Genomic DNA, 23,100 nt, shown 5'->3' on the forward strand with positions numbered 1-23,100 from the left:
ACCGCCGAAGTCTTTCGTCCGGCCCCGTCTCAAGAAGCCGAAGCTTCCATCGAACGAGACCCGCAAGGACTCCGCCGTCCACGTTTCTCTTTCTTCAATTTAACTTGTCAAACAGCCCGACGCAGATGCGTCAATCTCCCCGAGAGGGAGAAAATCTTGTCACTCAATCACCCGACAACAGATCAGCAGCCGACACCTATCGGCTACTGAAACACTCTTCGCGGTGATGAGCTTCCGAGACACGAACAACCGCCCGGGCTGGTAGGCCCCGGCGCCGCTGCGCTCAGTGGCCGGGTTATAGGCCCCCTCACCCGAAACTGTCAACGCCATTCGTCAGAAAATCGTCACGTGCTGTGGAGGACGCTCCAGGGCCCAAAAAGCGTAGGTTTTACAGGGGTGACGCCGTACAAGAGCCACATTCCTCCGACGTTCTGAGCATGCCTTGTGCAAAGATTCTGCGTCGCCTCTGAAACTTTTTGGGGGCGGTCGAACCGGATCTGGGCCCAACGGTCTCTCGAAAGAACGAGCTGCGTCATCGCAGTGCGCTTTTGGGCCAAAGAGAACACAGCGAAAGAGTTTGCAGCATTGACGTTCGTCCATTCGGCCAGCATTTTGGCGCGCACTGTTCGACCGTCGATGCGATGTGCTTGGGGAAGACTCTTCGCATGATGCTGGGAATTCGGGGGATGTCGGCTTGAATCACGGACTGTCACGCGGTGGCGCCTATAATCGTGAGACCGGGATGATTGATCTCGGCCACGAGCCGCCGCTATCCGTTGACGGCTCCGAAGCCGCAGTCATCGATCGTCGCCGCGTCTCGGTACAATGGTTCAGTGGTACTATCCTCACAGGTCTCTGCGGCGCGGCTCTGATCGGCGGCGCCGTTTTTGCGTCGCTTGACGGCGAGATGACCTTTGCCAAGGTACCGGAGCGTGTCGAAGGCGCGCTACGCGGCGCCTTCAGTGCCACCGACAAACAAGCCAGCCTGCATAAGTCTGACCGCCTGCCGCCGCCGAGCGACTCTTCCGCCGCGCGCCAGGTACTCAAAGTCTCCACCGTCACCCGCGTCGGCAATCGCGACGTCATGCGCGTGCGGCCCTTCATCCGGATTTCCGGCAATCTGGCGATGGCGACCAGCGATCTCAGCGCCAAGATCCCGCCCTTCAATGCACAGCGCCTGCTGACCGATGTCGGCAGCCCCGCCCCGAACAGCGACGACGCCGCGGTCAATCCGAATGCCGTCGAGCCGGATGCCGAAGTCTCCTTCGTCACCCGCGATCTCGGTCAGGTACTGCCGAAAGCCAAGATCGGCGCCAGTGTTGCCATCGATGAAGTCCTGATGCGCGTGCGCGACGCCTCCAACTGGCGCGGCAATACCGGCGTTCGCTACACGACGGTCGCCAGCGCCACCGGCGATATCGGCGGCCAGCCCGACATGAAGATGGCCTATGCCGCCGAAGGGACCACAGCCGATCCTTATGCCGGCTTCGAAACCCGTATCGTGCCGGAAAACGTCACGCTGCTGGCCAAGACCAAGGATCAGGCGACCGGCGGCAACCCGAATGGCGAGCGTATCCATATCGTCAAGAAGGGCGACACCATCCTGACCATCCTGCGCGACCAGGGCGCGATGCCCGAGGAAGCCAAGGCCATTGCCACTACGCTGGGTGCCCGCGGCCGCGACGGCGGACTGAAGGAAGGCCAGAAAGTTCGAATCCTGATGTCGCCGGCCGGACCTGGCCAGCGCTTGCAGCCGTATCGCGTGATCGTCGCCAACGACTCCACTATCGAAGCTGTCGCCGCTCTCTCCGATCTCGGCAAATACGTCGCCGTCGACGTCTCCAGCATGAACACCGTCGCCGAAGCGCCAAGCGCATCGGATGATGACGAGGAGGATGACGGCACCGGCGTGCGGCTCTATCAGAGCATTTACGAGACGGCACTGCGCAACAAGGTCCCGGCTACTGTCATCGAGGACATGATCCGGATCTACTCCTACGACGTGGATTTCCAGCGCAAAGTACAGCCCGGCGACTCGTTCGACGTGTTCTTTGCCGGCGAAGACGAAGGCGCCACCATCACCGAAAAGACCGAAGTGTTGTTCGCTTCGCTTACGGTGGGCGGCGAAACCAAAAAATACTATCGCTTCCTGACCACCGACGACTCGGTCGTCGACTACTATGACGAGACCGGCAAGAGCGCGAAGAAGTTTCTGGTCCGCAAACCCGTCAATAACGCCATCATGCGTTCAGGCTTCGGCGGACGCCGCCACCCGATCCTCGGCTACACCAAGATGCATACCGGCGTGGACTGGTCGACGCCCTACGGCACCCCGATTTTCGCATCCGGCAACGGCGTGATCGAAAAAGCAGCCTGGGAAGGCGGCTACGGCAAATATATCCGCATCAAGCACAACAACGGCTACGAGACCGCCTACGGCCATATGTCGGCCTTCGCCAAGGGCATGGAGCCCGGCAAGCGCGTGCGGCAGGGTCAGGTCATCGGTTTCGTCGGCTCCACCGGCATGTCCACAGGCGCCCACGTTCACTACGAAATTCTGGTCAACGGCCGCTTCGTCGATCCTATGCGCGTGAAACTGCCACGCGGCCGCTCGCTCGAAGGGCCGATCATGGCCGGCTTCGAGAAGGAACGTGACCGGATCGACGCCCAGATGACCATGCGAGGCCCCGGCGCCCGCGTGTCCGACGCAGGCGTGACCGGCGCGGTGCCACCAGCACGGCCGACGACCAGCCGCTAAATTCGTATTTTTCGCCTTCTTCTGCGCGTCAGACCAACGCCGCGTGGGCTAGGTGACGCTCGGGACAGTAGCAAAAGAGTCGCTGAGGTCCGGCGATCAATCCGCGGCGAGCTCTGCAGACCCGATCAGGTGAACACCAGGCGCGCCGGTTACGGCGGCCTCGATCAGTGCATCGGCGATCCTGTCGGCGGGGCTGATCCGGTAGCTGCGCGGCAGGACCGGACCGAGGATACCGAGCACCGCTGCTGCGATGCGTTCGCCCAGCCGGAATTCGTCACGGTCACCGCCGATCAGGCCCGGCCGCACAACCGTCAAAGACTGAAAGCCCATCGCCTTCAGCGCTTCCTCCACTTCGCCTTTGGTACGCGGATAGAGCAGCTTTGAGCGCGCATTGGCACCCACCGACGAATTGAGCGCGAAACGGCTAGCGCCGTGCTTGCGCGCCAGCCGGGCAACTTCAAGCGGGTAATCATGATCCACAACGCGAAACGCCTGATCCGAGCCAGCTTTGGCGCGCGTCGTGCCGAGTGCACAGATCACACCCTCGACGTCCCACCAGTCGGCCTCGGCGGGTAACCGGCCGAAATCGACCAGTGGGTTGTCGAGTTTCGCATGCGCCTCGAGCGGCCGCCGCGTCGGCGCAACGACGCGCGCGATCCGACTGTCGGCGAGCGCTTTGGCGATGACATGGCGGCCGACAAGGCCGGTGGCGCCGACCACGAGAATGCGGGTCATGATCTTTCTCCGACGTGGAAACGGCCTGAACCGTGAGGTTCAGGCCGTTTCGTTGCGTTTAAATCCGTGCCGTCAGTTCAGCTGCCGCTTCGGCACCGGCGCCTCGAACTCGGCGATCTCCGCGGTCCGGGCCGGTTTGCCGTTGAAGGTCAGGACGTTGCCGGCGGCGCTTATGTCGACATGGTCACCGTCCTTGACGTCGCCGGCGAGGATCATCTCGGCCAGCGGATCCTGGACGTTGCGCTGGATAACGCGCTTGAGGGGACGGGCGCCGTAGGCGGGATCCCAGCCCTTGTCCGCGAGCCAGTCGCGGGCATCGTCGTGCAGCACCAGCGTGATCTTGCGATCTTCCAGCAGCTTTGTGAGCCGCGCGAACTGGATCTCGACGATCCGGCCCATTTCGCTCTTCTGCAAGCGGTGGAACAGGATGATCTCGTCGACACGATTCAGGAATTCCGGCCGGAAATGGGCGCGGACGTTGCCCATCACCAGGTCGCGCACCGCTGACGTATCCTCGCCCTCGGGCTGGTTGACCAGGAATTCCGAACCGAGATTCGACGTCATGATGATCAGCGTGTTGCGGAAATCGACGGTGCGGCCCTGGCCATCGGTCAGGCGGCCATCGTCGAGCACCTGCAGCAGCACGTTGAACACGTCCGGATGCGCCTTCTCGACTTCGTCGAACAGAACGACCTGATAGGGCCGCCGCCGCACAGCTTCGGTCAGCGCGCCGCCCTCGTCATAACCGACATAACCCGGAGGCGCGCCGATCAGGCGTGAGACCGAGTGCTTCTCCATATATTCGGACATGTCGAGACGCACCATCGCGGTGTCATCGTCAAACAGATAGGACGCCAACGCCTTGGTCAGCTCGGTCTTGCCGACGCCGGTGGGGCCGAGGAACATGAACGAGCCGATCGGCCGGTTCGGATCCTGCAAGCCCGCGCGTGAACGACGGACGGCAGTTGCCACCGCACGCACGGCTTCGGCCTGGCCGACGACGCGCTCGCCGAGGCTCAGCTCCATCCGCAACAGCTTGTCCTTCTCGCCTTCGAGCATCTTGTCGACCGGCACGCCGGTCCAGCGCGAGACCACCTGCGCGATGTGATTGGCGGTGACCGCCTCTTCCATCATCTCGGAATTCTCGTTGGCTTCGATATCGGCCAGACGCTTTTCAAGGTCGGGAATCCGGCCATAGGCCAGCTCACCGGCGCGTTGATATTCGCCGCGGCGCTGTGCTTCGGCCAGTTCGAGGCGCAAGCCATCGAGCTCGCTCTTGAGCTTCTGCGCATTCGACAGCTTGTTCTTCTCGGCCGACCAGCGCTGGGTGAGCGCTGCCGATTTCTCTTCGAGCTCGGCGAGTTCCTTCTTGAGCGTTTCGAGCCTGCTCTTCGAGCCTGCATCGGTTTCCTTGCCAAGCGCCTCCTGCTCGATCTTGAGCCGGATGATCTCGCGGTCCATCGAATCGAGTTCTTCAGGCTTGGAGTCGACTTGCATCTTCAACCGTGCCGAAGCCTCGTCCATCAGGTCGATGGCTTTATCCGGCAGGAAGCGATCGGTGATGTAGCGGTTCGACAGCGTCACGGCGGCGACCAGCGCCGAGTCCGTGATGCGGACACCGTGATGCTGTTCGTATTTGTCCTTGAGGCCGCGCAGGATCGAGACGGTGTCTTCCACAGTCGGCTCAGCCACGAAGATCGGCTGGAAACGCCGCGCAAGCGCCGCGTCCTTCTCCACATGCTTGCGATATTCGTCGAGCGTGGTGGCGCCGATGCAATGCAGCTCGCCGCGCGCCAGTGCGGGCTTCAGCAGGTTGGACGCATCCATCGCGCCATCGCCCTTGCCGGCGCCGATCAGCTGATGCATTTCGTCGATGAACAGGATGATGCCGCCTTCGGCCGAGGTCACCTCGCCGAGTACAGCCTTCAACCGTTCCTCGAACTCGCCGCGATATTTCGCGCCAGCGATGAGCGCACCGAGATCGAGCGACAGCAGGCTCTTGTCCTTCAGGCTCTCCGGCACGTCGCCATTGAGGATGCGCAGCGCGAGACCTTCGACGATGGCGGTCTTGCCGACGCCGGGTTCGCCGATCAGCACGGGATTGTTCTTGGTTCGCCGCGACAATACCTGAATCGTGCGGCGGATTTCCTCGTCGCGGCCGATCACCGGGTCGAGCTTGCCATCGCGCGCGGCCTGGGTCAGGTCGCGGGCATATTTCTTCAACGCGTCATAGGCGTTTTCAGCCGTGGCGGAATCCGCCGTGCGGCCCTTGCGCAGCGCATTGATCGCCGCGTTGAGATTTTGCGGCGTGACGCCGCCCTTGTTCAGCAGGCTGCCGGCTTCGGAGTCCTTGTCGAGCGCCAGCGCAAACAGCAGCCGTTCCACGGTGACGAAACTGTCGCCAGCCTTTTCGGCGGCCTTTTCGGCGGCATCGAAAGCGCGCGCGGTCGCCGGCGCCAGATAGACCTGTCCGGCCCCTGCGCCCGAGACCTTGGGCATCTTGCCCAGCTCGGTTTCTGTCGCCTTCAGGATGGCGCGGGAGTTGCCGCCGGCACGATCGATCAGGCCGCCGGCCAGACCTTCGCTATCATCCAGCAGAACTTTCAGGATGTGCAGCGGCGAGAATTGCTGATGGCCCTCGCGCACGGCCAGTGACTGCGCCGACTGAATGAAGCCGCGCACCCGTTCGGTGTATTTCTCAATATTCATCGTGTGTTGTCCCTCGGCCTGCCCTGTCCGCCTCGAAAGCACGGAGGGGGCATCTTCATTGGGTTTCCGCAGGCCGCATTGATGGTGGTCAACCGGCTGCGGTCGTCGCTGGCGTCAAAACCAGCTTGATGCAAATGTGGGCAGCCAGTTCCCGAAACGGAAGGGGTCCGCATAAAATTCCAATCGGCCAGGCGATGGCGCCGCGGGCCCAAATCTCTTAAGACCGGAACCATGCCAGAACAGTCTTACGCCAGCGTTGCCAGCATCTACCGCTATCCCGTGAAGGGCCTGACGCCCGAGCCTCTGGAAGAAGTCACGCTGAAGCCCGGCCAGACCCTGCCGGCCGATCGGCGCTATGCCATCGAGAACGGCCCGATCGGGTTCGACCCGGCAGCACCGCAATATTTTCCGAAGACCCAGTTTCTGATGCTGATGCGCAACGAGCGCCTGGCGGCGCTCCGCAGCCACTACGACGACGCCAGCCATACACTGACGATCCGGCAGGATAATGTGGCGGCAGCGCGAGCCGATCTGCAGACGGCCGAAGGACGTGCGGAAATCGAAGCGTTCTTTGCTGCAAATTTTGCCGATGAACTGCGCGGACCACCCAGGGTGCTGTTCGCGGACGGCCATAGCTTTTCGGACGTGCCGCGCAAGGTGGTGTCGATCATCAACCTCGCCAGCGTCAAAGACCTCGAAAAGGCCGTCGGACAGCCGGTGCATCCGCTACGCTTTCGCGGCAACCTGCATGTAGCGGGCTGGCCGGCCTGGCATGAATTCGAGCTGATCGATCGGACGCTCGCCATCGGCAGCACCCGGCTCAAGGTGGTGAAGCGCATCGTCCGATGTGCAGCGACCAATGTCGATCCGGATACGGCCGCGCGGGATCTGACGATTCCGAAAACGCTGCTGCAGACCTACGGTCACGCCGATTGCGGAATTTACGCAGAGGTCATCACCGGCGGCACGATCGCCGCCGGCGACAAGATCGTCGTCGAAGAATAGACGAGCTCAGCTCGTCGGCATCACGTAGGCGTAAACGCGACCACGCGAATACACCGACTCGGCGACGCGGTTGCCGTGATTGCCGGAGACGATGATCGGATTGCCCTTGGCATCGACGCCCGAGACGACGCCGACATGACCGCCGCGACGACCGCGCGACATCACGGCGATGGCGCCGACTTGCGGACCGGAGATGCGCTGGCCATAGCTCGAGAACGAGCGCGCCATATCAGACCCGGTGCCTTGATGGCCGGTGCGCTTCAATACGAGGTTCATGAACGCTGCGCACCACAAACGACCGCGGGCCGTCGGATTGCCGCGGCCGATGAAGCTGCGCGCTGCATCGACGATGCCTGAACCGCCGAAGCCGCCGGAAGGCTGGTTCATGCTTGCATTGGCGTTATTGAAATTTGTGGAGTCGCCGAACGAAGGCGCCTGCTGTTCGACTCGGGCACTGCGCCGTGCATACCGCGCGCGATGCCGGACGTGATGACGCGTGCTGTGTGTGTACTTGCCGACGTGGTGCGAATGACGCGAAGCGCCGTGATGAGGACGTGCCGACGCGGGAGAGACTGACGCGAGAACTGCCGCCGAACACACCGCAAGAGCCGAGATGCGAAGTGCACGGCGATACGCAAAGAACTGAACCATACCGAATTTTTCCTCTTAACACCCCCGAACCCCATCGGCCCAAATACGCAGGCCAACAATCGGGACGGGCGTGGTAACGAAGTTGGTATGGCGATAACAAGACCTAGAACGGTTCAAGTGACGATTTTTTAACGGCGACATCGGAGTGAATCGCTTCAACTTCAACGGACGCCATACGTATAGACATAGCAGCCACCCATTCGACAGAATGCGCGCTTATATTACCTATTCGAATTAGCTTTTATGCACATCTTTGGCGTGTATCGCAGGCCGACACACGGCGTGAAAAGCCGCATAGAATGCGGTATTTCTGTTTCCATCAGGCAGAAATCTACACGCGATCAGGGTTGCGCCGATTTACTCGCGCGGCTCAGCAGGAAAACGCCCTGCTCCCCGAACATGTTCCAGAACCACCACGGCGCATTGAGGCGCAGCGGACGGCCATAGAGATCGAGCGCAACGGCGCGCTCCATCTTCACGTTGATCTCGTCGCACAGGACAACGAAGTCCTTGATGGTGCAGAAGTGAATGTTCGGCGTGTCGTACCACGTCGCCGGCAGATTCTCCGTACGTGGCATGCGGCCGCCGACAAGCAACTGCACGCGCATTTTCCAGAAGCCGAAATTCGGAAACGACACGATCGCGCTGCGGCCGATGCGCAGCAGATTTTCCAGCACCACCCGCGGCTGCCGCGTCGCCTGCAGCGTCTGCGACAGGATCACGTAGTCGAACGCATCGTCGGGATAGTTGATCAAGTCCGTATCGGCATCGCCCTGCACCACTGCGAGGCCTTTGCCGACACAGCGGTTGACGCCCTCGCGCGACAATTCGATGCCGCGGCCGTCGATGCCGCGGCTCTCCAGCAATTGCAGCAGATCGCCATCGCCGCAGCCCACGTCGAGCACCTTCGAGCCCGGCTTGATCATCTCCGCGACCAGGAGGTGATCGCCGCGATAGTCCTGCGTACCGCGCGGCGCCGGCGTCGCCACCGCAGCATTCAGCGGCAAGGTCTGTTGTGGAAACGCCATCTCTATGTCCCCGTAACAGGCAGGCCGCGCACGGAGGCTGCGGAGTTCAGAAATGCACCGGCGATATCGAGGAACTCGGGCACGTCGAGCAGGAAGGCATCATGACCCTTGTCGGTTTCGATCTCCGCAAAGGACACGCGGACGCCGCCGGCATTCAGCGCGTGCACGACGTCGCGCGATTCTGCCGTCGGGAACAGCCAGTCTGATGTGAACGACATCAGACAGAAACGCGTCTGCGTATCGCGAAACGCTTCCGCAAGCTTGCCGTTGTGGTCGGCTGCGATATCGAAATAGTCCATCGCACGCGTCAGATAGAGATAGGAATTGGCATCGAAGCGCTCGACGAAGGACGAGCCCTGATAGCGCAGATAGCTCTCGACCTGGAAATCAGCATCGAAGGAGAATGTCGGCAATTCCCTGTCCTGCATGCGGCGGCCGAACTTGCGGTGCAAGGCGGCATCCGACAGATAGGTGATATGCGCGGCCATCCGCGCAACGCCGAGGCCGCGATGCGGATGCGTGCCTTCCTCGAAATAGCGCCCGCCGCGCCAATCGGGATCGGCCATCACGGCCTGACGCCCCAATTCGTGGAACGCGATGTTCTGCGCCGAGTGCCGCGTGCTGCAGGCAACCGCCAGCGCGGAGAACACGCGCTCCGGATAGGCCGCGGTCCATTGCAGCGTCTGCATACCGCCCATGGAGCCGCCGACGACGCAAAACAACTGACCGATACCGAGACTGTCGATCAGCATCGCCTGCGCACGCACCATGTCGGGAATGGTGATGACCGGAAAATCCAGTCCCCAGATCTTGCCAGTGGCGGGATTGGTCGAGGCCGGACCGGTCGAGCCCATGCAGCCGCCGAGCACGTTCGAACAGATGATGAAGTAGCGTTCGGTATCGAGTGCCTTGCCGGGGCCGACCAGCGTCTGCCACCAGCCGGGCTTGCCGGTGATCGGATTGATATTGGCGACGTGCTGGTCGCCGGTCAAAGCGTGGCAGACCAGGATGGCATTGGATTTGTCGGCGTTGAGCGTTCCGTAGGTCTGATAGGCAATCTGGAACGGGGTGAGGTCGACGCCGCAATCGAGCCGCAGCGGCTGATCCATGCCAAAACCCGCGACCAGCGAGGTCGGATGATCGGCTTCATGTCCACGCTCATCGGGGCGGACAACCGGACTCTTCACCAGTTCGACATTTACCATCTTGATACCGGCCTCCTCAGGAGGTTCTCAAACCAAAACCGGAATCAGGCCATAAAAAACCCGGCCTGAACAAATAGCTCGGCCGGGATCAAACTGTCCCCGGCCTGTTTAGCGAGTTGTTTAACGTGGCTGCAAGCCGGCCGGCTCAAATGACCACGGAAGAGCCCAGAAACTAGTCCCACACCCGCCTGCCGTCAATATGGGCATACCCCGGTCAAATTGCCCAACTGCCCTGCGGCCAAATCTTCCATGTTTTCTTTGCTTTCCGGCACCGTCTTACCTAATCAATGGCCGTGCCCGCCGGCTCCCCGGAGCCGGCCCGGCAAGCTCGACGGGACCTATCACGCCTCCCGTCCCGAAGGTTTTGAACATGTCGAAATTACCACCCGCCCCGCCCTCGCTGGATGAACTGCGCAAAGAGATCGACAGCATCGACGCGCAGGTTCACGCCCTGTTGATGCAGCGCGGCGACATCATCGACCGGCTGATTTCGGTGAAGCAGACCCAGGAGGTCGGCTCGGCCTTTCGGCCGGCGCGCGAGGCCGACATGATGCGCCGTCTGGTGCAGCGCCATCGCGGCATCCTGCCGATCGACACCGTCGAGAGCATCTGGCGGGTAATCATCTCGACTTTCACTTACGTTCAGGCGCCGTTCTCGGTGCATGCGGATCTGTCGCTCGGCGAGAGCGCGATGCGGGATTCCGCGCGCTTTCACTTCGGCTTCACCGTGCCTTACGTCGCGCATTTCAGCGCCGCCGCAGCGGTCGAGGCCGTGGCCAAGTCCAAGGGCGATCTCGCGCTGGTCTCGGCGACGTCCAGCCGCACGCCTTGGTGGATCCCGCTGGAAGCCCAGGGCGCGCCGAAGATCATCGCACGCCTGCCGTTCATTGAACGCGCCGACCATCCGGCCGCATTGCCGGTGTTCGTGGTGTCACGCGTTGCCGACAGCGCCATGGTGACCGAGGTCGAGATGTGGAGCGTGCGGGTGTCCGGCTGGAATGCCGAGACCGCGCGTGCGCTGTCGCCGCTGGCCGAAATCGTCGCCGTGCCGGATACCGCCTTTGACGGCGCGGCGCTGCTGATCTCGATCACGAGAGCCTCCAGCCTCGACAAGATCAAGTCGGCGCTGATCGAAGCCGGCGCCTCGGTGCGCTCCACGGCTCTCGTCGGCAGCCACGCAACCCGCTATACCGTGGCCGCCAGCGACGCACCGCGTTCGTAAGCCAATCTGACGTTCTGGAGTTGAAGATGTCCCGTCCTGTGCCGAAGCCCGGCATTCTCGATATCGCGCCTTACACCCCTGGCAAAAGCCCGGTGGTGGAGCCCGGCCGCAAGACCTACAAGCTGTCGGCCAACGAGACCCCGTTCGGTCCTTCGGCGCGCGCCAAGGACGCCTTCGCCACCGCTGTCGCGCATCTCGAGGATTATCCGGAAGGCACGTCGAAGGTGCTGCGCGAGGCGCTAGGCCACCGCTTCGGCCTCGATCCCGCGCAGATCATCTGCGGTGCCGGCTCCGACGAAATTCTCAACCTGATTGCGCATGTCTATCTCGGCCCCGGCGACGAGGCGATTTCGACCGCGCACGGCTTCCTGGTCTACCCGATCGCTACCCAGGCGAACGGCGCCACCAATGTGGTCGCTCCGGAAACCAACTTCACCTGCAACGTCGATGCGATCCTGAACTGCGTCACGCCGCGCACCAAGCTGGTGTGGCTGGCGAACCCCAACAACCCGACTGGCACCTATCTGCCGTCCTCCGAGATCAAGCGCCTGCGCGCCGGCCTGCCGGAGCACGTGCTGCTGGTGCTCGACGCCGCGTATTGGGACTACGTGACCAAGGGCGACTACGACAACGGGCTGGAGCTGGCGAAGACCACCGAGAATACCGTCGCCACCTACACCTTCTCGAAGGTGCACGGCCTCGCGGCACTGCGGATCGGCTGGATGTTCGGCCCTGCGCACATCGTCGATGCGATGAACCGGATTCGTGGGCCGTTCAACGTCTCGGCGCCGGCGATGATGGCCGCGGTGGGGGCGATCGAGGACACCGGCCATGTCGAGATGTCGCGCACATACACCGCCAAGTGGATCGGCATCCTGACCGAGGAAATTACCAAGCTCGGCATTGAGGTGACGCCAAGCGTGGCCAATTTCTTGCTGATGCATTTTCCGGCGACCGGCAAGACCGCAGCGGATGCCGATGCGTTCCTGACCAGGCGCGGGCTGGTGCTGCGCGCCGTGACCAATTACGGCCTGCCGAACTCGCTGCGCATGACCATCGGCACCGAGGAAGCCAACAGGCTGGTGATCGAGACGCTGCGTGAATTCATAGCATCGAATTCGGGGCAATGACGTGAGCGCCACGCCGCCCTTCAAACGTATCGCGCTGATCGGCCTCGGCCTGATCGGCTCGTCGCTGGCGCGCGGCATTCAGCAGCTTGGCCTTGCCGGTGAACTCGTTGCCACCGACAATTCGGCGGCCGTGCGTGCACGCGCCGTGGAAATCAAGCTCGCCGACCGCATCGCCGACGACAATGCCAGCGCCGTCAAGGATGCCGATCTGGTCATCGCCTGCGTGCCCGTCGGCGTGGCAGGCGACGTGGCGAAAAGCATCGCGGCGCATCTCGCGCCCGGCGCGATCGTGTCCGACGTCGGTTCGGTGAAGGCCTCCGTACTGCAGGCGATGTCGGAATATCTGCCGGACAACGTCCACTTCATTCCCGCGCATCCGGTCGCCGGCACGGAAAACTCCGGCCCGGATTCCGGCTTCGCCGAATTGTTCAGCAATCGCTGGTGCATTCTGACACCGCCCGAGGGCGCGGATCCCGCGGCCGTCGAAAAGCTCACCGGCTTCTGGGCTGCGCTCGGCGCCAATGTCGAGATCATGCAGGCCGCGCATCACGATCTGGTGCTCGCGGTCACCAGCCATCTGCCGCATCTGATCGCTTATACAATCGTAGGCACGGCCGACGAGCTCGAAGACGTCACGAGGTCGGAAGTGCTGAAGTTCTCCGCGGGCGGTTTCCGCGATTTCACCCGTATCGCAGCATCAGACCCGACCATGTGGCGCGACGTGTTCCTCGCCAACAAGGACGCGGTGCTGGAAATGCTCGGCACCTTCCAGGAAGACCTGTCGAAGCTGACCCGTGCCATCCGCCGCGACGATGGCGATGCGCTGTTCGAGCACTTCACCCGCACCCGCGCGATCCGCCGCGGCATCGTGAGTATCGGTCAGGATGAAGCGGCACCGGACTTCGGGCGCAAGCATCAGGCGCTGACGAAGAAGGATTGATCGCAGGACCAACAGCCGTCATTGCGAGCGAAGCGAAGCAATCCAGCCTTACTTGCTTTGCGGCTTCTGGATTGCCGCGTCGCTTCGCTCCTCGCAATGACGTGGAGAGGCCGGCGAACCTCACGCCTAAAACAACGGCGGGATCTGCGCCACGCGCAGCGGCCCGAGGAACACCGCGCCATCGACAAATTTCAGCGGGAACGACCGCGCCGCTTTGCCTTCCAAGACAGCCGCAGTCCCGATCGAGTTGACGCCGGCGGCAAGGCCGCTGCCGGCATTCTTGCGTACGACATTACCGAGACCGGGGATCGCGCGATCCAGCGCACCGAGGATGTTGTTGACGTCTTGCGACTTCACGCCGGGCGCAATGCGGTCCAGCGCCTCCTGAGGCACGCCCATCTCCAGCAACTTGTCGATGCCGAGGGCGGCGATAGCCTTGTCCAGCCCCGCCACGGTCATCTGCAATTCGCCGTCGAGATTGCCCGCGGCGGTCAGACCGAGCGAGCCCGTCGCCAGCGAGATGATCTCGCCCTGCTGGACGCGCGACTGCACGATCTCGACGCGTCCACCTGCAGCCTGAAGCTCGCGGAAACGCTGCGGCCAGGGCTTGGGCGAGACATCCTTGAGTCCACTGAGCAATGCGCGGATATCGGCATCGAACGGTGCCGCGAGGATCGGATGAACATCGGCAATGCTGCCGCTCCTGATCTGCAGGGCCGTCTCGATCACCGGCTTGTCCGGCGTCGAATTCGCTGCCGTGCGGCCATGCAATTCGACCTGTTTGGCACGTGCGGTCGGCGCCTGCACCGAGCCGGCGAAGCGGTCGAGCGACACATCGTCGAACACGATGTCGGCGCTGTCAGGCGTACCGGGCAGACCGGTGATGCTGCTGCGCGCCGAGCCCCAATTCATTACCATCGCCGGCTGACCGCGATCGGACAGGACTGCCGGCGCGGTGAATTCGGCGACCAGGAGCCGCGGCGTATAGATCTGCGCAACCACGACGATCTCGCCGAGCTTCGCGGTGATCGGCACCTGCGTCGCATTCTGGGTGGCCGTTTGCGAGGTCAGCGAAACGCTGACACCGCTGCAGCGGACTTCGAGCCGGAACGGGAAGCCGGAGACCGAACGGTTGGCGCAATCATAGACGCGCCCAGCCGCGGCCTCTCGGGCGCGCCAGATATCGACGTTTTCGTCGACCTTGGACGCGGCATAGAACCAGAAGCCGCTCCACGCCGCCGCAAGGACGACGATGATGACGGGCAGGATGAAAATCGGCCAGAGGCGGCGCTGGGTGGGCTGTGCATATTCGGACATGGCGGGACGTAGATCGCATGATTTTGTCAAATCGGCGATCCCTTTCATGGGGTTATCCTGTCGTCGCAGGGCCACATTGCAGGAAATCAAGATCGCCCGGGCCCAAGGTTTCTGCTAGGTCGGCATCATGACCGCGAAAATCACCGCCCAGCCCGATTCCGACAGCGATCTCTGGGTGTTCGGCTATGGCTCGCTGATGTGGCGGCCGGGCTTCGAGTTCATCGAACAGGTCCCGGCCAGGCTGATCGGCGAACATCGGGCGCTCTGCGTCTATTCCTTTGACCATCGCGGCACGCCGGAAAAGCCCGGCCTCGTGCTCGGCCTGGATCGCGGCGGCGCCTGCCGTGGCATTGCCTTTCGCGTGGCGGCCAAGCTGCGCCATGACACCATCGCCTATCTCAGGGAGCGCGAGCAGACCACCCATGTCTATCGCGAGGTGATGCGCTCCGTCTGGCTCGATGACGTCGAGCGTACCCGCGTCAGCGCGCTGGCCTATGTGGTCGACCGCGGCCATGTGCAGTACGCGGGGCGACTAAGCCTCAGCGAACAATTGCACTTCGTGCGACAGGGCCACGGGCGTTCCGGACTCAACCGCGATTACGTGCTCTCGACCGTGAAGGCCATTGAGGCCGAAGGTTTTCGCGACGCGCAGCTCCATCAGCTCGCGGCGATGCTGCACGAGTGACCAAGCGCTAGCTCTCTTTCACCGCCACATTCGGCACGCGCCCGAAGATCGTCGCCTGCTCCGTGCGCGCCTCCGCAACGATACGATCGGTGGCAGCTTCGATCGACGTGCTGATCGCCGCGATGAATTCCTTGCGTGGCAGGCCGGGCGGCAGAGGATCGAGAAACTCCACCACCAGCGTTCCGGGATAGCGCAGGAAGGTGCGGCGCGGCCAGAACAGGCCGGAATTCAGCGCCACCGGCAGACACGGCGCGCCGGATTTGGCGTAGATCTGCGCGACACCGGGTTTGTAATCCGGTGGTGCCTCGACAGGCCGACGCGTGCCTTCGGGAAAGATAATGAGCTGACGGCCGAGCTGGATTTCCTCGGTGGCGCGCTTGGCCATATCGATGAGCGAACGCGCGCCGCCATCGCGATCGACGCCGATCATCTTCGACTTCTTCAGGTACCAGCCAAAGAACGGAATCTGCCCGAGCTCGCGCTTGTAGATGAACAGCGGCCGATCGAAGAACGGCATCAGCGCGAAGGTCTCCCACATCGATTGATGTTTCGAGGCGACCACCAGTGGGCCCGCCGGAATTTTCTCGAGACCGCGATAATCGACCCTGGTGTTGCAGACGATACGCATCAGCCAGATGCTGCTGGTCGCCCACGCCTTCGCGATCGCCATGAAGGCGCGCGGCGGCATCACGAAGGTTGGAATCGCCACCAGGATCCAGAACACCAGCAGCACATAGAACAGCACGTTGTAGATCAACGAACGCACGAATATCGAAGTCATGGTGTTCCGATCAGCTCAATTGCAGTTCAATTCGCAGACGCCGTGGCCGGCCGGCGCTGCGGCGCGTCGCTCTGCTGGTCGCTGCCGGAATCCGGCATCAGATCAATGCCGATATTCGCCAGCCGCACCCGCGCTTCAGCCGCGAGATATTTGACATATTCCGATAGCAGCAACCGCAGCGTCGGGCCACTGGTCCACCACGGTTCGTCACGCCATTTGTCGCCAATCACCGAGAACGGAATCAGCTCGATATCCGGCATCTCATGTGACATTTCGACGATCGCGCGCGGCATGTGATAATTCGACGTCACCACGATCAGCGACTTGAAGCCACGCTCATGGACCCAGCGCTTGGTCTCTACCGCATTGCTGCGGGTGTTGACGGCGGAGCGATCGAGATCGACGCAGCAATCCAGCAACCGCTGGCTGTCCGGCAGTGTGCGCGAGATATTGGCCGCACCGTTGGTGGGATGCACGCCGGAGATCAGCAACCGCTTACCGAAGCCATTGGCGAGCAGTTCGAGCGCATCCGCAACGCGCGACGAACCGCCGGTCAGGACCACGATGCCGTCGGCATTCGCCGACGGCTTCAACTCGCCGCTGCGCAGTTGCGCGAGAAACGCAACGAAGCCGATGGCGCCGACCATGAAGGACAGTGCAAATGCGACCACAAGTGCCGCACGGATGACGCGCCGCCGCGGTGGCGCGGCAACGGGCATCTCCGTGGTGTTCTGGTCGTCGAGCAAGATCATCGGTCTGGCGTTTGGTCCTTTGGCAGCAATCTTAGGTATTTTTCGGCGCCTTGGCGATGCCATCGCCTGTGCCTGACGCGTTACTCGATGTCGTTCAGCGTCGAGAACAATGTGCGGCGCGACGCCCAGGCGGTAATTCCTGCTATCAACAGCGCCTGCCCTGCCACCGCGAGATAACCTGACGACCGCAGCGAGAACGTCCCCAGCAATGCAGCGAACTGATCGCCTACCGGCGTGCCGGAAAACCAGCTCGCGATCGACTCCGAAAACCCGAACATCAGCATCGCGGCACCGCCGCCAATGATACCGCCCTGCAGGCCAAGCCGCAGGAAGTGGCGGAAGAAGCGATTGGCGATATAGCGGTCGCCGGCGCCGACGAAATGCAGCACCTCGACGATCGGCCGGTTCGCCGCCATCGCGCCGCGCGTCGCAAAGGATACAGAGATAATGGTGGCGATAATAACGAGCGCAAGGATGCCAAGCCCGGCCAGCACCGTTGCCGATGTCATCGACCGCATCCGCTCCACCCAGGCGCGATGATCGTCAACGCTGGCCGAGGGCACAGCCTGCGTCACCCGCTTGCGCAAGCCGATAATGTCCAGCGCCGTCCCCGGCGTGACACGTGCAATGATGACGCGCGGCACAGGTAGCTCGTCGAGCGACAGTCCCGTGCCGAGCCACGGCTCCAGCAACTGCGCCGATTGCTCCCGGCTATAGGGCTGCACCTCGACAATCCCCGGCTGGCCGCGAATGGCATCGGTCACCGCCTGTGTGTCGCGGTCGAGATCGCGGCCGCCCTGCGGCTTCACCTGGATGGTGATTTCGCTGGCGACTTCCGATTGCCACTCCGACGCCGAGGCGCTGATCAGCAGCACTGCGCCTGTCGTGATGGAGGCGAGGAAGGTCATGATGGCGACGACGGCGACCAGCGCGCGGCCGGCGATCGAGCCGCGCGGCACGATCGGGGATGCATTGCGCGCCTTTGCCGGGACCTGCGGGCGATCGGTGCCGAGGTCCATCAGCGGGCCGTGTTCTTCGCCGATTCTACTCATAGATATGCAGCCGGCCTTGATGCAGCACCATGCGCCGCGCGTCGTATTGATCCATCAATGTAATATCGTGGGTCGCGATAATCACCGCGGTGCCGGACTTGTTGAGTTCGATGAACAGCCGCAGCAGACGCCGGCCCAGCGTCGGATCGACGTTACCCGTCGGCTCGTCCGCCAGCAGCAGCATGGGCCGTGCGATCACCGCGCGCGCAATGGCAGCGCGCTGCTTCTCGCCGCCCGACAGGATCGGCGGCAGTGCATCCATGCGATCGCCCAGACCCACCCATTTGAGGAGATCGATAACCTCGCGCCGATAGCTGGATTCCTCGCGGCCCATCACCCGGAACGGCAGCGCGACATTCTCATAGGTCGTCATGTGGTCGAGCAGACGGAAATCCTGCAGCACGATACCGATGCGCTTGCGCAGGTCGGCGATCTCGTCCTTGCCGAGCAGCGAGATATCCTGGCCGAACAGATTGACCAACCCGCGGGTCGGCCGCAGCGACAGGAACAGCAGGCGCAGTAGCGAGGTCTTGCCGGCGCCAGAGGGACCGGTCAGGAACTGGAACGAATGCGCAGGGATCTGGAAATTGAGGTCGCGCAGAATCTCCGGGCCAAGCCCGTAGCGCAAACCAACATTTTCGAACCGGACCACATTCAGCTCCGTTCGATGGGTTCAAAAAGCCTCAAAAAGACGGTCAATTGCTTGTGCGGCCGTTATGGTTTCCGATTCGTTAACGGTCGTCTTGTAGCCTGCCGGCCATGTCATCGGCTATCGGCTCCATGCATATCGTTTGCCCCAATTGCACGACGTCCTACGCCGTGAACCCGGCCACGTTCGGCGATGCCGGACGGACGGTGCGCTGCGCCCGCTGCAAGGAAGTCTGGCTGGCGCGCCCAGAGGATCTCTCCCGCGCCGAAGCCCGTATTCCCGCCATGGCGGCGAAGGCCAGCGAGCCCGATCCGAACGAGGATATGAGCGCCTGGGGCGTGACCGAGGACGACGACGCCTCGGCACCGAACGTTCCGGTGGTGGAAAGCCCGTCGATTTCCGCTGACTGGCCGACCGACGCCAATGATCGCACCGAAACCGCCGACTGGGCCACGCTGGCGCAACACGACGCGGTGGCCGCGATGCGGGCCACCCCGCCATCGCGCTTCGCAGCGCTGCGCCGTTTCGTGCCGTCGCTGCCGCGCCTGTTCGTCATGCCGAAGCACAGTCTGCCGATCGCGACCGCTACCATGGCGTCGCTGTTGCTCGCACTGGTGATCTGGCGCGTCGACCTGGTCAAGCTGATGCCGCAGACCGCGACTTTCTACCAGGCGGTCGGCCTCGACGTGAATGTGCGCGGCCTTGCCTTCAAGGACGTCAAGGTCACCACCGAGACCGTCGATGACAAGTCGGTCTTGCTCATCGAAGGCCTGATCGTGTCAGAGACCCGCATCCCCACCGCATTGCCGCGCCTGCGTTTCGTGGTACGCGACGAGAAGGGGACTGAAATATATGGCTGGAACGCCGTGCTCGAGCAGCCCGGCCTCAATCCCGGCGACAAGACATGGTTTCGATCGCGGCTGGCCTCGCCGCCGGCCGAGGGCCGCAGTATCGATGTGCGTTTCTTCACCAAGCGCGACGTCGCCGGCGCGTAAGTCCAAGGAGTTGTCGTGGCGCGTATCCTGATTGCTGATGACGAAGAATCGATGCGGCTGCTGGTCGGCCGCGCCATCGCCATGGATGGCCACGAGATCGTCACGGCCGAAGACGGCGCCGAGGCGCTGGAGATCCTTACCGAGCAGGGCGGCGCATTCGACCTGCTGCTGACCGACATCAAGATGCCTGTCATGGACGGCATTGCGCTGGCGCTGGCCGTCGCGCGCGATTTTCCCGAACTGACAATCCTGCTGATGACCGGTTACGCCGACCAGCGCGAACGCGCGACGGGCCTGAATGCCATTGTGCACGATGTGGTGACGAAGCCGTTTTCCGTGGCGGATATCCGCACGGCCGTGGCGGACGCGCTGGCGGTGAAGAACAAGGGATAGAGGGCTCTTTCTTATCCCTCCCCCAAGCGGCGGAGCCGCGCAGCGGGGAGGGTGGCTGGCCGAAGGCCAGACGGGTGGGGTCTCGCCCCGCGTGACAGCGCTGCTTGTGGCACCCCCACCCCGGCCTATCGGCCGACCCTCCCCGCAAGGGGGAGGGATATTGCTGAGGTCGGCGCTTCCTAACTCCGCCCTCAATAATCCTTCAGCAGCCGCTCGATATAATCCAGCTCAAGCTGCGGCCGCGTCGTGTCGCCGAGGCGACGACGCAGCTCTTCCAGGATTCTCCGCACGCGCTGCACGTCGATCTCGCCGGGAATCTTCACCGTGAGGTCGTCGCCAAGTTCGCGGCCACGCAGCGGACGCCCGAGCGGATCGCTTTGCCGGCCACCGCTCTGCTGGCGGCCGGGATTGTTGCCGGGGCCGTCGTTCTGGCCTTCGCCCTCGCCCTGCTGCATGGCCTGCGCGAGCTTCTGTGCACCCTTGCGGAGCGCATCGAGTGCCTTGCCCTGCGAACCCACAGCGCCATCGGCATTGCCCTCGCCGAGCTGGCCGCCGGCATCGCCCATGGCGCTGTCGGCATCACCGAGACCATCACCGTCGCCGTCACCATCGGCGTCCGCCTGATCGTCGCCGCCTTGACCTTGGCCCTGCCCTTGCTGGCCCTGCTGTCCTTTTTGCCCCTGCTGTCCTTTTTGGCCCTTCTGACCCTGACCCATACCCTGCTTGGCGAGTTGGTCCTGCAGCTGCTTGAGGCGGTCGCGCAGATTCTGCTGATCCTGCTGCAGATCGCCCATACCCTGCTCGCCCTGCTTGCCGCGGCGGCGCTCGTTGCGCTGGTCCTGGCCTTGCTTGAAGGTCTTGTCGCGAAGCTGCTGCTGCTTGCGGATCATGTCCCCAAGCTCGTTCATCGCCTGATCCATCTCGCTGTCACCGGACTGGCCGGGCTGCGCCATCTGCAGGTTTTCCAGCATCTGCTGCATCTGTTCGAGCAACTGCTTGGCGGCATCCTTGTCGCCGGAGCGCGACAGCCGCTCCATGCGCTCGATCATGTTGTTGAGGTCCTGCTGCCGCATGACCTTGGTGTTCTTGTCGAGCGGACGCGCCAGCTGCTGCGGATTCTGCTTCATCTGCTCGGCGAGCTGCTTCAGAAAGTTATCCAGCGCCGCACGCAGGTTCTCGGTGAGCTTCTTGATCTCCTCGTCGCTGGCGCCGCGCTCCAGCGCCTGCTTCAGCGCGTCCTGTGCCGCCTTCAGCGCCTTGTCGACATCGGTGATGTCGCCGTCCTCGATGGTGACGGCGAGCGCCCACAGGCTGGCGACGACTTCTTTCAGAGCCGCGTCGGTGCGGGCGCGTTCGATCTGGGTGGCAACACTGCGCAGCCCGAGATACTGACCGGCTTCCGGCGTGAAAGCTTCCGGCGCGATCATCAGGGCCTGCAGCGCGAAGGAGACCTGGCCGCGCTGATTGGCGTCGAGTGCCAGGATACGGCGCTGTTCGATCAGCGCGCGTGGCAGCGGCTTGGTGAACAGCCGTTCCGGCAGTCGCATGCTGAACGGCTCGCTCTTGCCCTCGTTGCCCGACTCATCCTTCGCGGTCAGCGTCAGAGTGACATCAGCGCCGGCATAGGGATCCTCGCTGAGATCCTTGACGGTCTGGCCGACACCGTTGCGCGTGCGCGCATTTGGCAGCACCAGCGCAAATGACGGCGCATCGAACAGCGGCCGCGGCTTGGCGGCTTCCTTGATGCCATCCTTGGTCTCGGCGGGACGCGCCGCGAATTGCGCATGGGCTTCGGTAACGCCGTAGTCGTCCTCGAGCTTGTAGGACATCTGCAGCGAACCGCGCGCCTGACGCTCCGGGTCCTTGGCGAGCGCGATGGTCGGCGGACGATCACCCGTTGCCGTGAACTTCCACTGCGGCTGGCCGGACGGCGCACGGACATGTGCCGTCCCGTCAGACGTGATGGTGAAATGCTTTTCGTTGGTGCCCTTCGGGGCTTCCGCCGTCGGCGCCACGTCAGCGACGCCGCCGGTGAGAACGACATCAAGCGCACCACCGCTGGAGCGCACGATCAGCGTCGAGCCCGACGGCACCGGCAATGCAGCGGCATCGGCCGTGGACGCATCCTTATTGGCGGCAGACAGGATGATCGGCGGCTTGCCGGTGTAAGGCGGCGGCGTGATCCAGGCATCGACGCGCACATTCGCCGGCGCCAGCACGCCGTTCCAGTCGAACGCCGCCATGATCCGCGCACCGCGCTCACCGCTGGCGGCAAACCAGGTGGCGAACAACAGCACGACCACGATGGCGCGCAGCGCCCAGGGGTCATGGATCGCGAGGCGCGGCGATGGCAGGCCAGCGCGGATTTTCTTGAGCGAGGCCAGCGTACGCTCGCGCTGAACCAGCCACAGCGCCCGCGCCATCGGGTCCTGCGACGACAGCGTGTCGGTCAGCGCCGTTGCGGGGCGATGTGCAATGCCGGTACCGCGATCGAGGCGCGACAAGCCCTCTTCACGCGACGGCCAGCGAAACTTGACGAGAGGAACGAGCGTCGCCAGCGCGGCGATGACGAACAACGCCAGACCGATGGCGCGCGCAGTGAAAGGAAGCGTCAGCCACAGACCGGCCCAGGACGCCGCCAGAAACAACCCGACGACACTGAGCAGCCGGGCCAGATGCGGCCACCCCCGCTCCCAGCCAATCGCCAGCCGGGCGCGCTGCAGCGCCTGCGCGAGCTGAAGCTGTGCCGCCGCCTGACGATCGGCATGTACGTCGCGTTGGGGGTCTGGTCGGTCGGGGGGCGCAGCGCTCAACGACGATCTCCGATGTTACCGCACGACACACTAGCACGGCGGCGGCAATGAGGCATGGCACGGGGGCCATCCGTGCACATGCAAAGCCTGAGCCTAAGTCGATTCGGAGCGATTGGGGTCACGAAGCCGTGAGGGGGCTTTGTAAGAAAACGCCGGCCGTGCGTTCCCTCGCCCCGCTCTTGCGGGGAGAGGGTGGGGTGAGGGGCTCTTCGAGATCCGCCTACCTGCGCTTGAGCTTGAAGAGAGCCCCGTGCCCCGCCCCTCACCCGCCGCGAAGGAG

Annotated in this window: 20 protein-coding genes and 1 riboswitch; of the genes, 9 read left to right on the forward strand and 11 right to left on the reverse strand. The window is 63.3% G+C overall.

The genetic code is table 11. The features are described 5' to 3' along the window. A partial coding sequence (locus tag HP556_RS30075) for a hypothetical protein (protein ID WP_210269057.1) occupies positions 1–210 on the forward strand: 210 nt, incomplete at its 5' end. A 484-nt stretch (positions 211–694) separates the two neighbouring features. Continuing rightward, positions 695–2,758, forward strand: a complete 2,064-nt coding sequence (locus tag HP556_RS03775) for a M23 family metallopeptidase (RefSeq protein WP_231079079.1) — start codon at positions 695–697, stop codon at positions 2,756–2,758. Positions 2,759–2,854: 96 nt separating this feature from the next. On the opposite strand, the gene HP556_RS03780 is transcribed toward HP556_RS03775, so the two are convergent. Both HP556_RS03780 and clpB read right to left on the reverse strand, forming a co-directional pair. Further along, complete coding sequence (locus HP556_RS03780) at positions 2,855–3,493, reverse strand: NAD(P)H-binding protein (RefSeq protein ID WP_175365977.1); 639 nt, start codon at positions 3,491–3,493, stop codon at positions 2,855–2,857. A gap of 72 nt (positions 3,494–3,565) precedes the next feature. Beyond that, positions 3,566–6,202, reverse strand: a complete 2,637-nt coding sequence (gene clpB / locus HP556_RS03785) for an ATP-dependent chaperone ClpB (protein ID WP_175365978.1) — start codon at positions 6,200–6,202, stop codon at positions 3,566–3,568. Between the two features lie 231 nt (positions 6,203–6,433). Here clpB and HP556_RS03790 point away from each other — a divergent pair, with 231 nt between their 5' ends. Continuing rightward, entirely contained in the window at positions 6,434–7,207 is a 774-nt protein-coding gene (locus HP556_RS03790) for an MOSC domain-containing protein (protein ID WP_175365979.1), read from the forward strand. A 6-nt stretch (positions 7,208–7,213) separates the two neighbouring features. Here the strand turns inward: HP556_RS03790 and HP556_RS03795 are convergent, their stop codons facing one another. The 3 genes from HP556_RS03795 to metX form a co-directional block, all read right to left on the reverse strand. Beyond that, positions 7,214–7,858, reverse strand: coding sequence for a TIGR02594 family protein (locus tag HP556_RS03795; protein WP_068729161.1), 645 nt, complete (start codon positions 7,856–7,858; stop codon positions 7,214–7,216). Between the two features lie 341 nt (positions 7,859–8,199). After that, entirely contained in the window at positions 8,200–8,886 is a 687-nt protein-coding gene (gene metW, locus HP556_RS03800; protein WP_246297382.1) for a methionine biosynthesis protein MetW, read from the reverse strand. A 2-nt stretch (positions 8,887–8,888) separates the two neighbouring features. Continuing rightward, a complete protein-coding gene (gene metX, locus HP556_RS03805; RefSeq protein WP_175365980.1) occupies positions 8,889–10,091 on the reverse strand; it encodes a homoserine O-acetyltransferase MetX in 1,203 nt (400 codons plus the stop codon). Between the two features lie 87 nt (positions 10,092–10,178). Continuing rightward, a riboswitch (SAM riboswitch) is annotated at positions 10,179–10,258 on the reverse strand. A gap of 203 nt (positions 10,259–10,461) precedes the next feature. Between metX and HP556_RS03810 the strand changes: the two genes are divergently transcribed. The 3 genes from HP556_RS03810 to HP556_RS03820 are packed head-to-tail and all read left to right on the forward strand — an operon-like array spanning position 10,462 to position 13,383. Then, positions 10,462–11,313, forward strand: a complete 852-nt coding sequence (locus HP556_RS03810; protein WP_093757388.1) for a chorismate mutase — start codon at positions 10,462–10,464, stop codon at positions 11,311–11,313. Between the two features lie 26 nt (positions 11,314–11,339). Beyond that, complete coding sequence (gene hisC, locus HP556_RS03815) at positions 11,340–12,443, forward strand: histidinol-phosphate transaminase (protein WP_175365981.1); 1,104 nt, start codon at positions 11,340–11,342, stop codon at positions 12,441–12,443. Position 12,444: 1 nt separating this feature from the next. Continuing rightward, complete coding sequence (locus HP556_RS03820; protein ID WP_175365982.1) at positions 12,445–13,383, forward strand: prephenate/arogenate dehydrogenase family protein; 939 nt, start codon at positions 12,445–12,447, stop codon at positions 13,381–13,383. Positions 13,384–13,509: 126 nt separating this feature from the next. Here the strand turns inward: HP556_RS03820 and HP556_RS03825 are convergent, their stop codons facing one another. Continuing rightward, complete coding sequence (locus HP556_RS03825; RefSeq protein ID WP_120287236.1) at positions 13,510–14,700, reverse strand: DUF2125 domain-containing protein; 1,191 nt, start codon at positions 14,698–14,700, stop codon at positions 13,510–13,512. 127 nt (positions 14,701–14,827) lie between these two features. On the opposite strand from HP556_RS03825, the gene HP556_RS03830 reads away from it, so the two are divergent. Then, entirely contained in the window at positions 14,828–15,385 is a 558-nt protein-coding gene (locus HP556_RS03830) for a gamma-glutamylcyclotransferase (RefSeq protein WP_120287237.1), read from the forward strand. 7 nt (positions 15,386–15,392) lie between these two features. Here the strand turns inward: HP556_RS03830 and HP556_RS03835 are convergent, their stop codons facing one another. The 4 genes from HP556_RS03835 to ftsE form a co-directional block, all read right to left on the reverse strand. Beyond that, the gene (locus HP556_RS03835) at positions 15,393–16,166 is read right to left on the reverse strand and encodes a lysophospholipid acyltransferase family protein (RefSeq protein ID WP_175365983.1); all 774 of its coding nucleotides are present in this window, start codon (positions 16,164–16,166) and stop codon (positions 15,393–15,395) included. A gap of 26 nt (positions 16,167–16,192) precedes the next feature. Further along, on the reverse strand, positions 16,193–16,918 hold the full coding sequence (locus HP556_RS03840; RefSeq protein WP_175365984.1) for a YdcF family protein: 726 nt from the start codon (positions 16,916–16,918) through the stop codon (positions 16,193–16,195). 80 nt (positions 16,919–16,998) lie between these two features. Next, a complete protein-coding gene (locus HP556_RS03845; RefSeq protein ID WP_175365985.1) occupies positions 16,999–17,970 on the reverse strand; it encodes a cell division protein FtsX in 972 nt (323 codons plus the stop codon). Continuing rightward, positions 17,963–18,622: a cell division ATP-binding protein FtsE gene (gene ftsE, locus HP556_RS03850; protein WP_068729180.1), complete on the reverse strand. Its 660-nt coding sequence runs from the start codon at positions 18,620–18,622 to the stop codon at positions 17,963–17,965. Before ftsE ends, HP556_RS03845 begins: the two co-directional genes overlap by 8 nt. A gap of 107 nt (positions 18,623–18,729) precedes the next feature. On the opposite strand from ftsE, the gene HP556_RS03855 reads away from it, so the two are divergent. Both HP556_RS03855 and HP556_RS03860 read left to right on the forward strand, forming a co-directional pair. Then, a complete protein-coding gene (locus HP556_RS03855; protein ID WP_246297384.1) occupies positions 18,730–19,614 on the forward strand; it encodes an MJ0042-type zinc finger domain-containing protein in 885 nt (294 codons plus the stop codon). A 15-nt stretch (positions 19,615–19,629) separates the two neighbouring features. After that, entirely contained in the window at positions 19,630–20,007 is a 378-nt protein-coding gene (locus HP556_RS03860) for a response regulator (protein WP_175365986.1), read from the forward strand. Between the two features lie 191 nt (positions 20,008–20,198). Here the strand turns inward: HP556_RS03860 and HP556_RS03865 are convergent, their stop codons facing one another. Next, positions 20,199–22,820 carry a TIGR02302 family protein gene (locus tag HP556_RS03865; RefSeq protein WP_175365987.1) on the reverse strand — a complete coding sequence of 874 codons (2,622 nt, stop codon included), beginning with the start codon at positions 22,818–22,820 and terminating at the stop codon, positions 20,199–20,201. Positions 22,821–23,100: the final 280 nt, after the last annotated feature.

It is taken from the genome of Tardiphaga robiniae, from assembly GCF_013359755.1.
GTDB classification, from domain to species: Bacteria; Pseudomonadota; Alphaproteobacteria; order Rhizobiales; family Xanthobacteraceae; genus Tardiphaga; species Tardiphaga robiniae.

What these genes read in the sequence shown, in the direction of transcription:
- HP556_RS03790 (WP_175365979.1), top strand. Translation starts at nt 6,434, where the DNA reads ATGCCAGAACAGTCTTACGCCAGCGTTGCCAGCATCTACCGCTATCCC.
- HP556_RS03825 (WP_120287236.1), bottom strand. Translation starts at nt 14,700, where the DNA reads ATGTCCGAATATGCACAGCCCACCCAGCGCCGCCTCTGGCCGATTTTC.
- HP556_RS03810 (WP_093757388.1), top strand. Translation starts at nt 10,462, where the DNA reads ATGTCGAAATTACCACCCGCCCCGCCCTCGCTGGATGAACTGCGCAAA.
- HP556_RS03795 (WP_068729161.1), bottom strand. Translation starts at nt 7,858, where the DNA reads ATGGTTCAGTTCTTTGCGTATCGCCGTGCACTTCGCATCTCGGCTCTT.
- HP556_RS03835 (WP_175365983.1), bottom strand. Translation starts at nt 16,166, where the DNA reads ATGACTTCGATATTCGTGCGTTCGTTGATCTACAACGTGCTGTTCTAT.
- HP556_RS03840 (WP_175365984.1), bottom strand. Translation starts at nt 16,918, where the DNA reads ATGATCTTGCTCGACGACCAGAACACCACGGAGATGCCCGTTGCCGCG.
- HP556_RS03845 (WP_175365985.1), bottom strand. Translation starts at nt 17,970, where the DNA reads ATGAGTAGAATCGGCGAAGAACACGGCCCGCTGATGGACCTCGGCACC.
- metW (WP_246297382.1), bottom strand. Translation starts at nt 8,886, where the DNA reads ATGGCGTTTCCACAACAGACCTTGCCGCTGAATGCTGCGGTGGCGACG.
- hisC (WP_175365981.1), top strand. Translation starts at nt 11,340, where the DNA reads ATGTCCCGTCCTGTGCCGAAGCCCGGCATTCTCGATATCGCGCCTTAC.
- metX (WP_175365980.1), bottom strand. Translation starts at nt 10,091, where the DNA reads ATGGTAAATGTCGAACTGGTGAAGAGTCCGGTTGTCCGCCCCGATGAG.
- HP556_RS03855 (WP_246297384.1), top strand. Translation starts at nt 18,730, where the DNA reads ATGTCATCGGCTATCGGCTCCATGCATATCGTTTGCCCCAATTGCACG.
- HP556_RS03780 (WP_175365977.1), bottom strand. Translation starts at nt 3,493, where the DNA reads ATGACCCGCATTCTCGTGGTCGGCGCCACCGGCCTTGTCGGCCGCCAT.
- HP556_RS03830 (WP_120287237.1), top strand. Translation starts at nt 14,828, where the DNA reads ATGACCGCGAAAATCACCGCCCAGCCCGATTCCGACAGCGATCTCTGG.
- clpB (WP_175365978.1), bottom strand. Translation starts at nt 6,202, where the DNA reads ATGAATATTGAGAAATACACCGAACGGGTGCGCGGCTTCATTCAGTCG.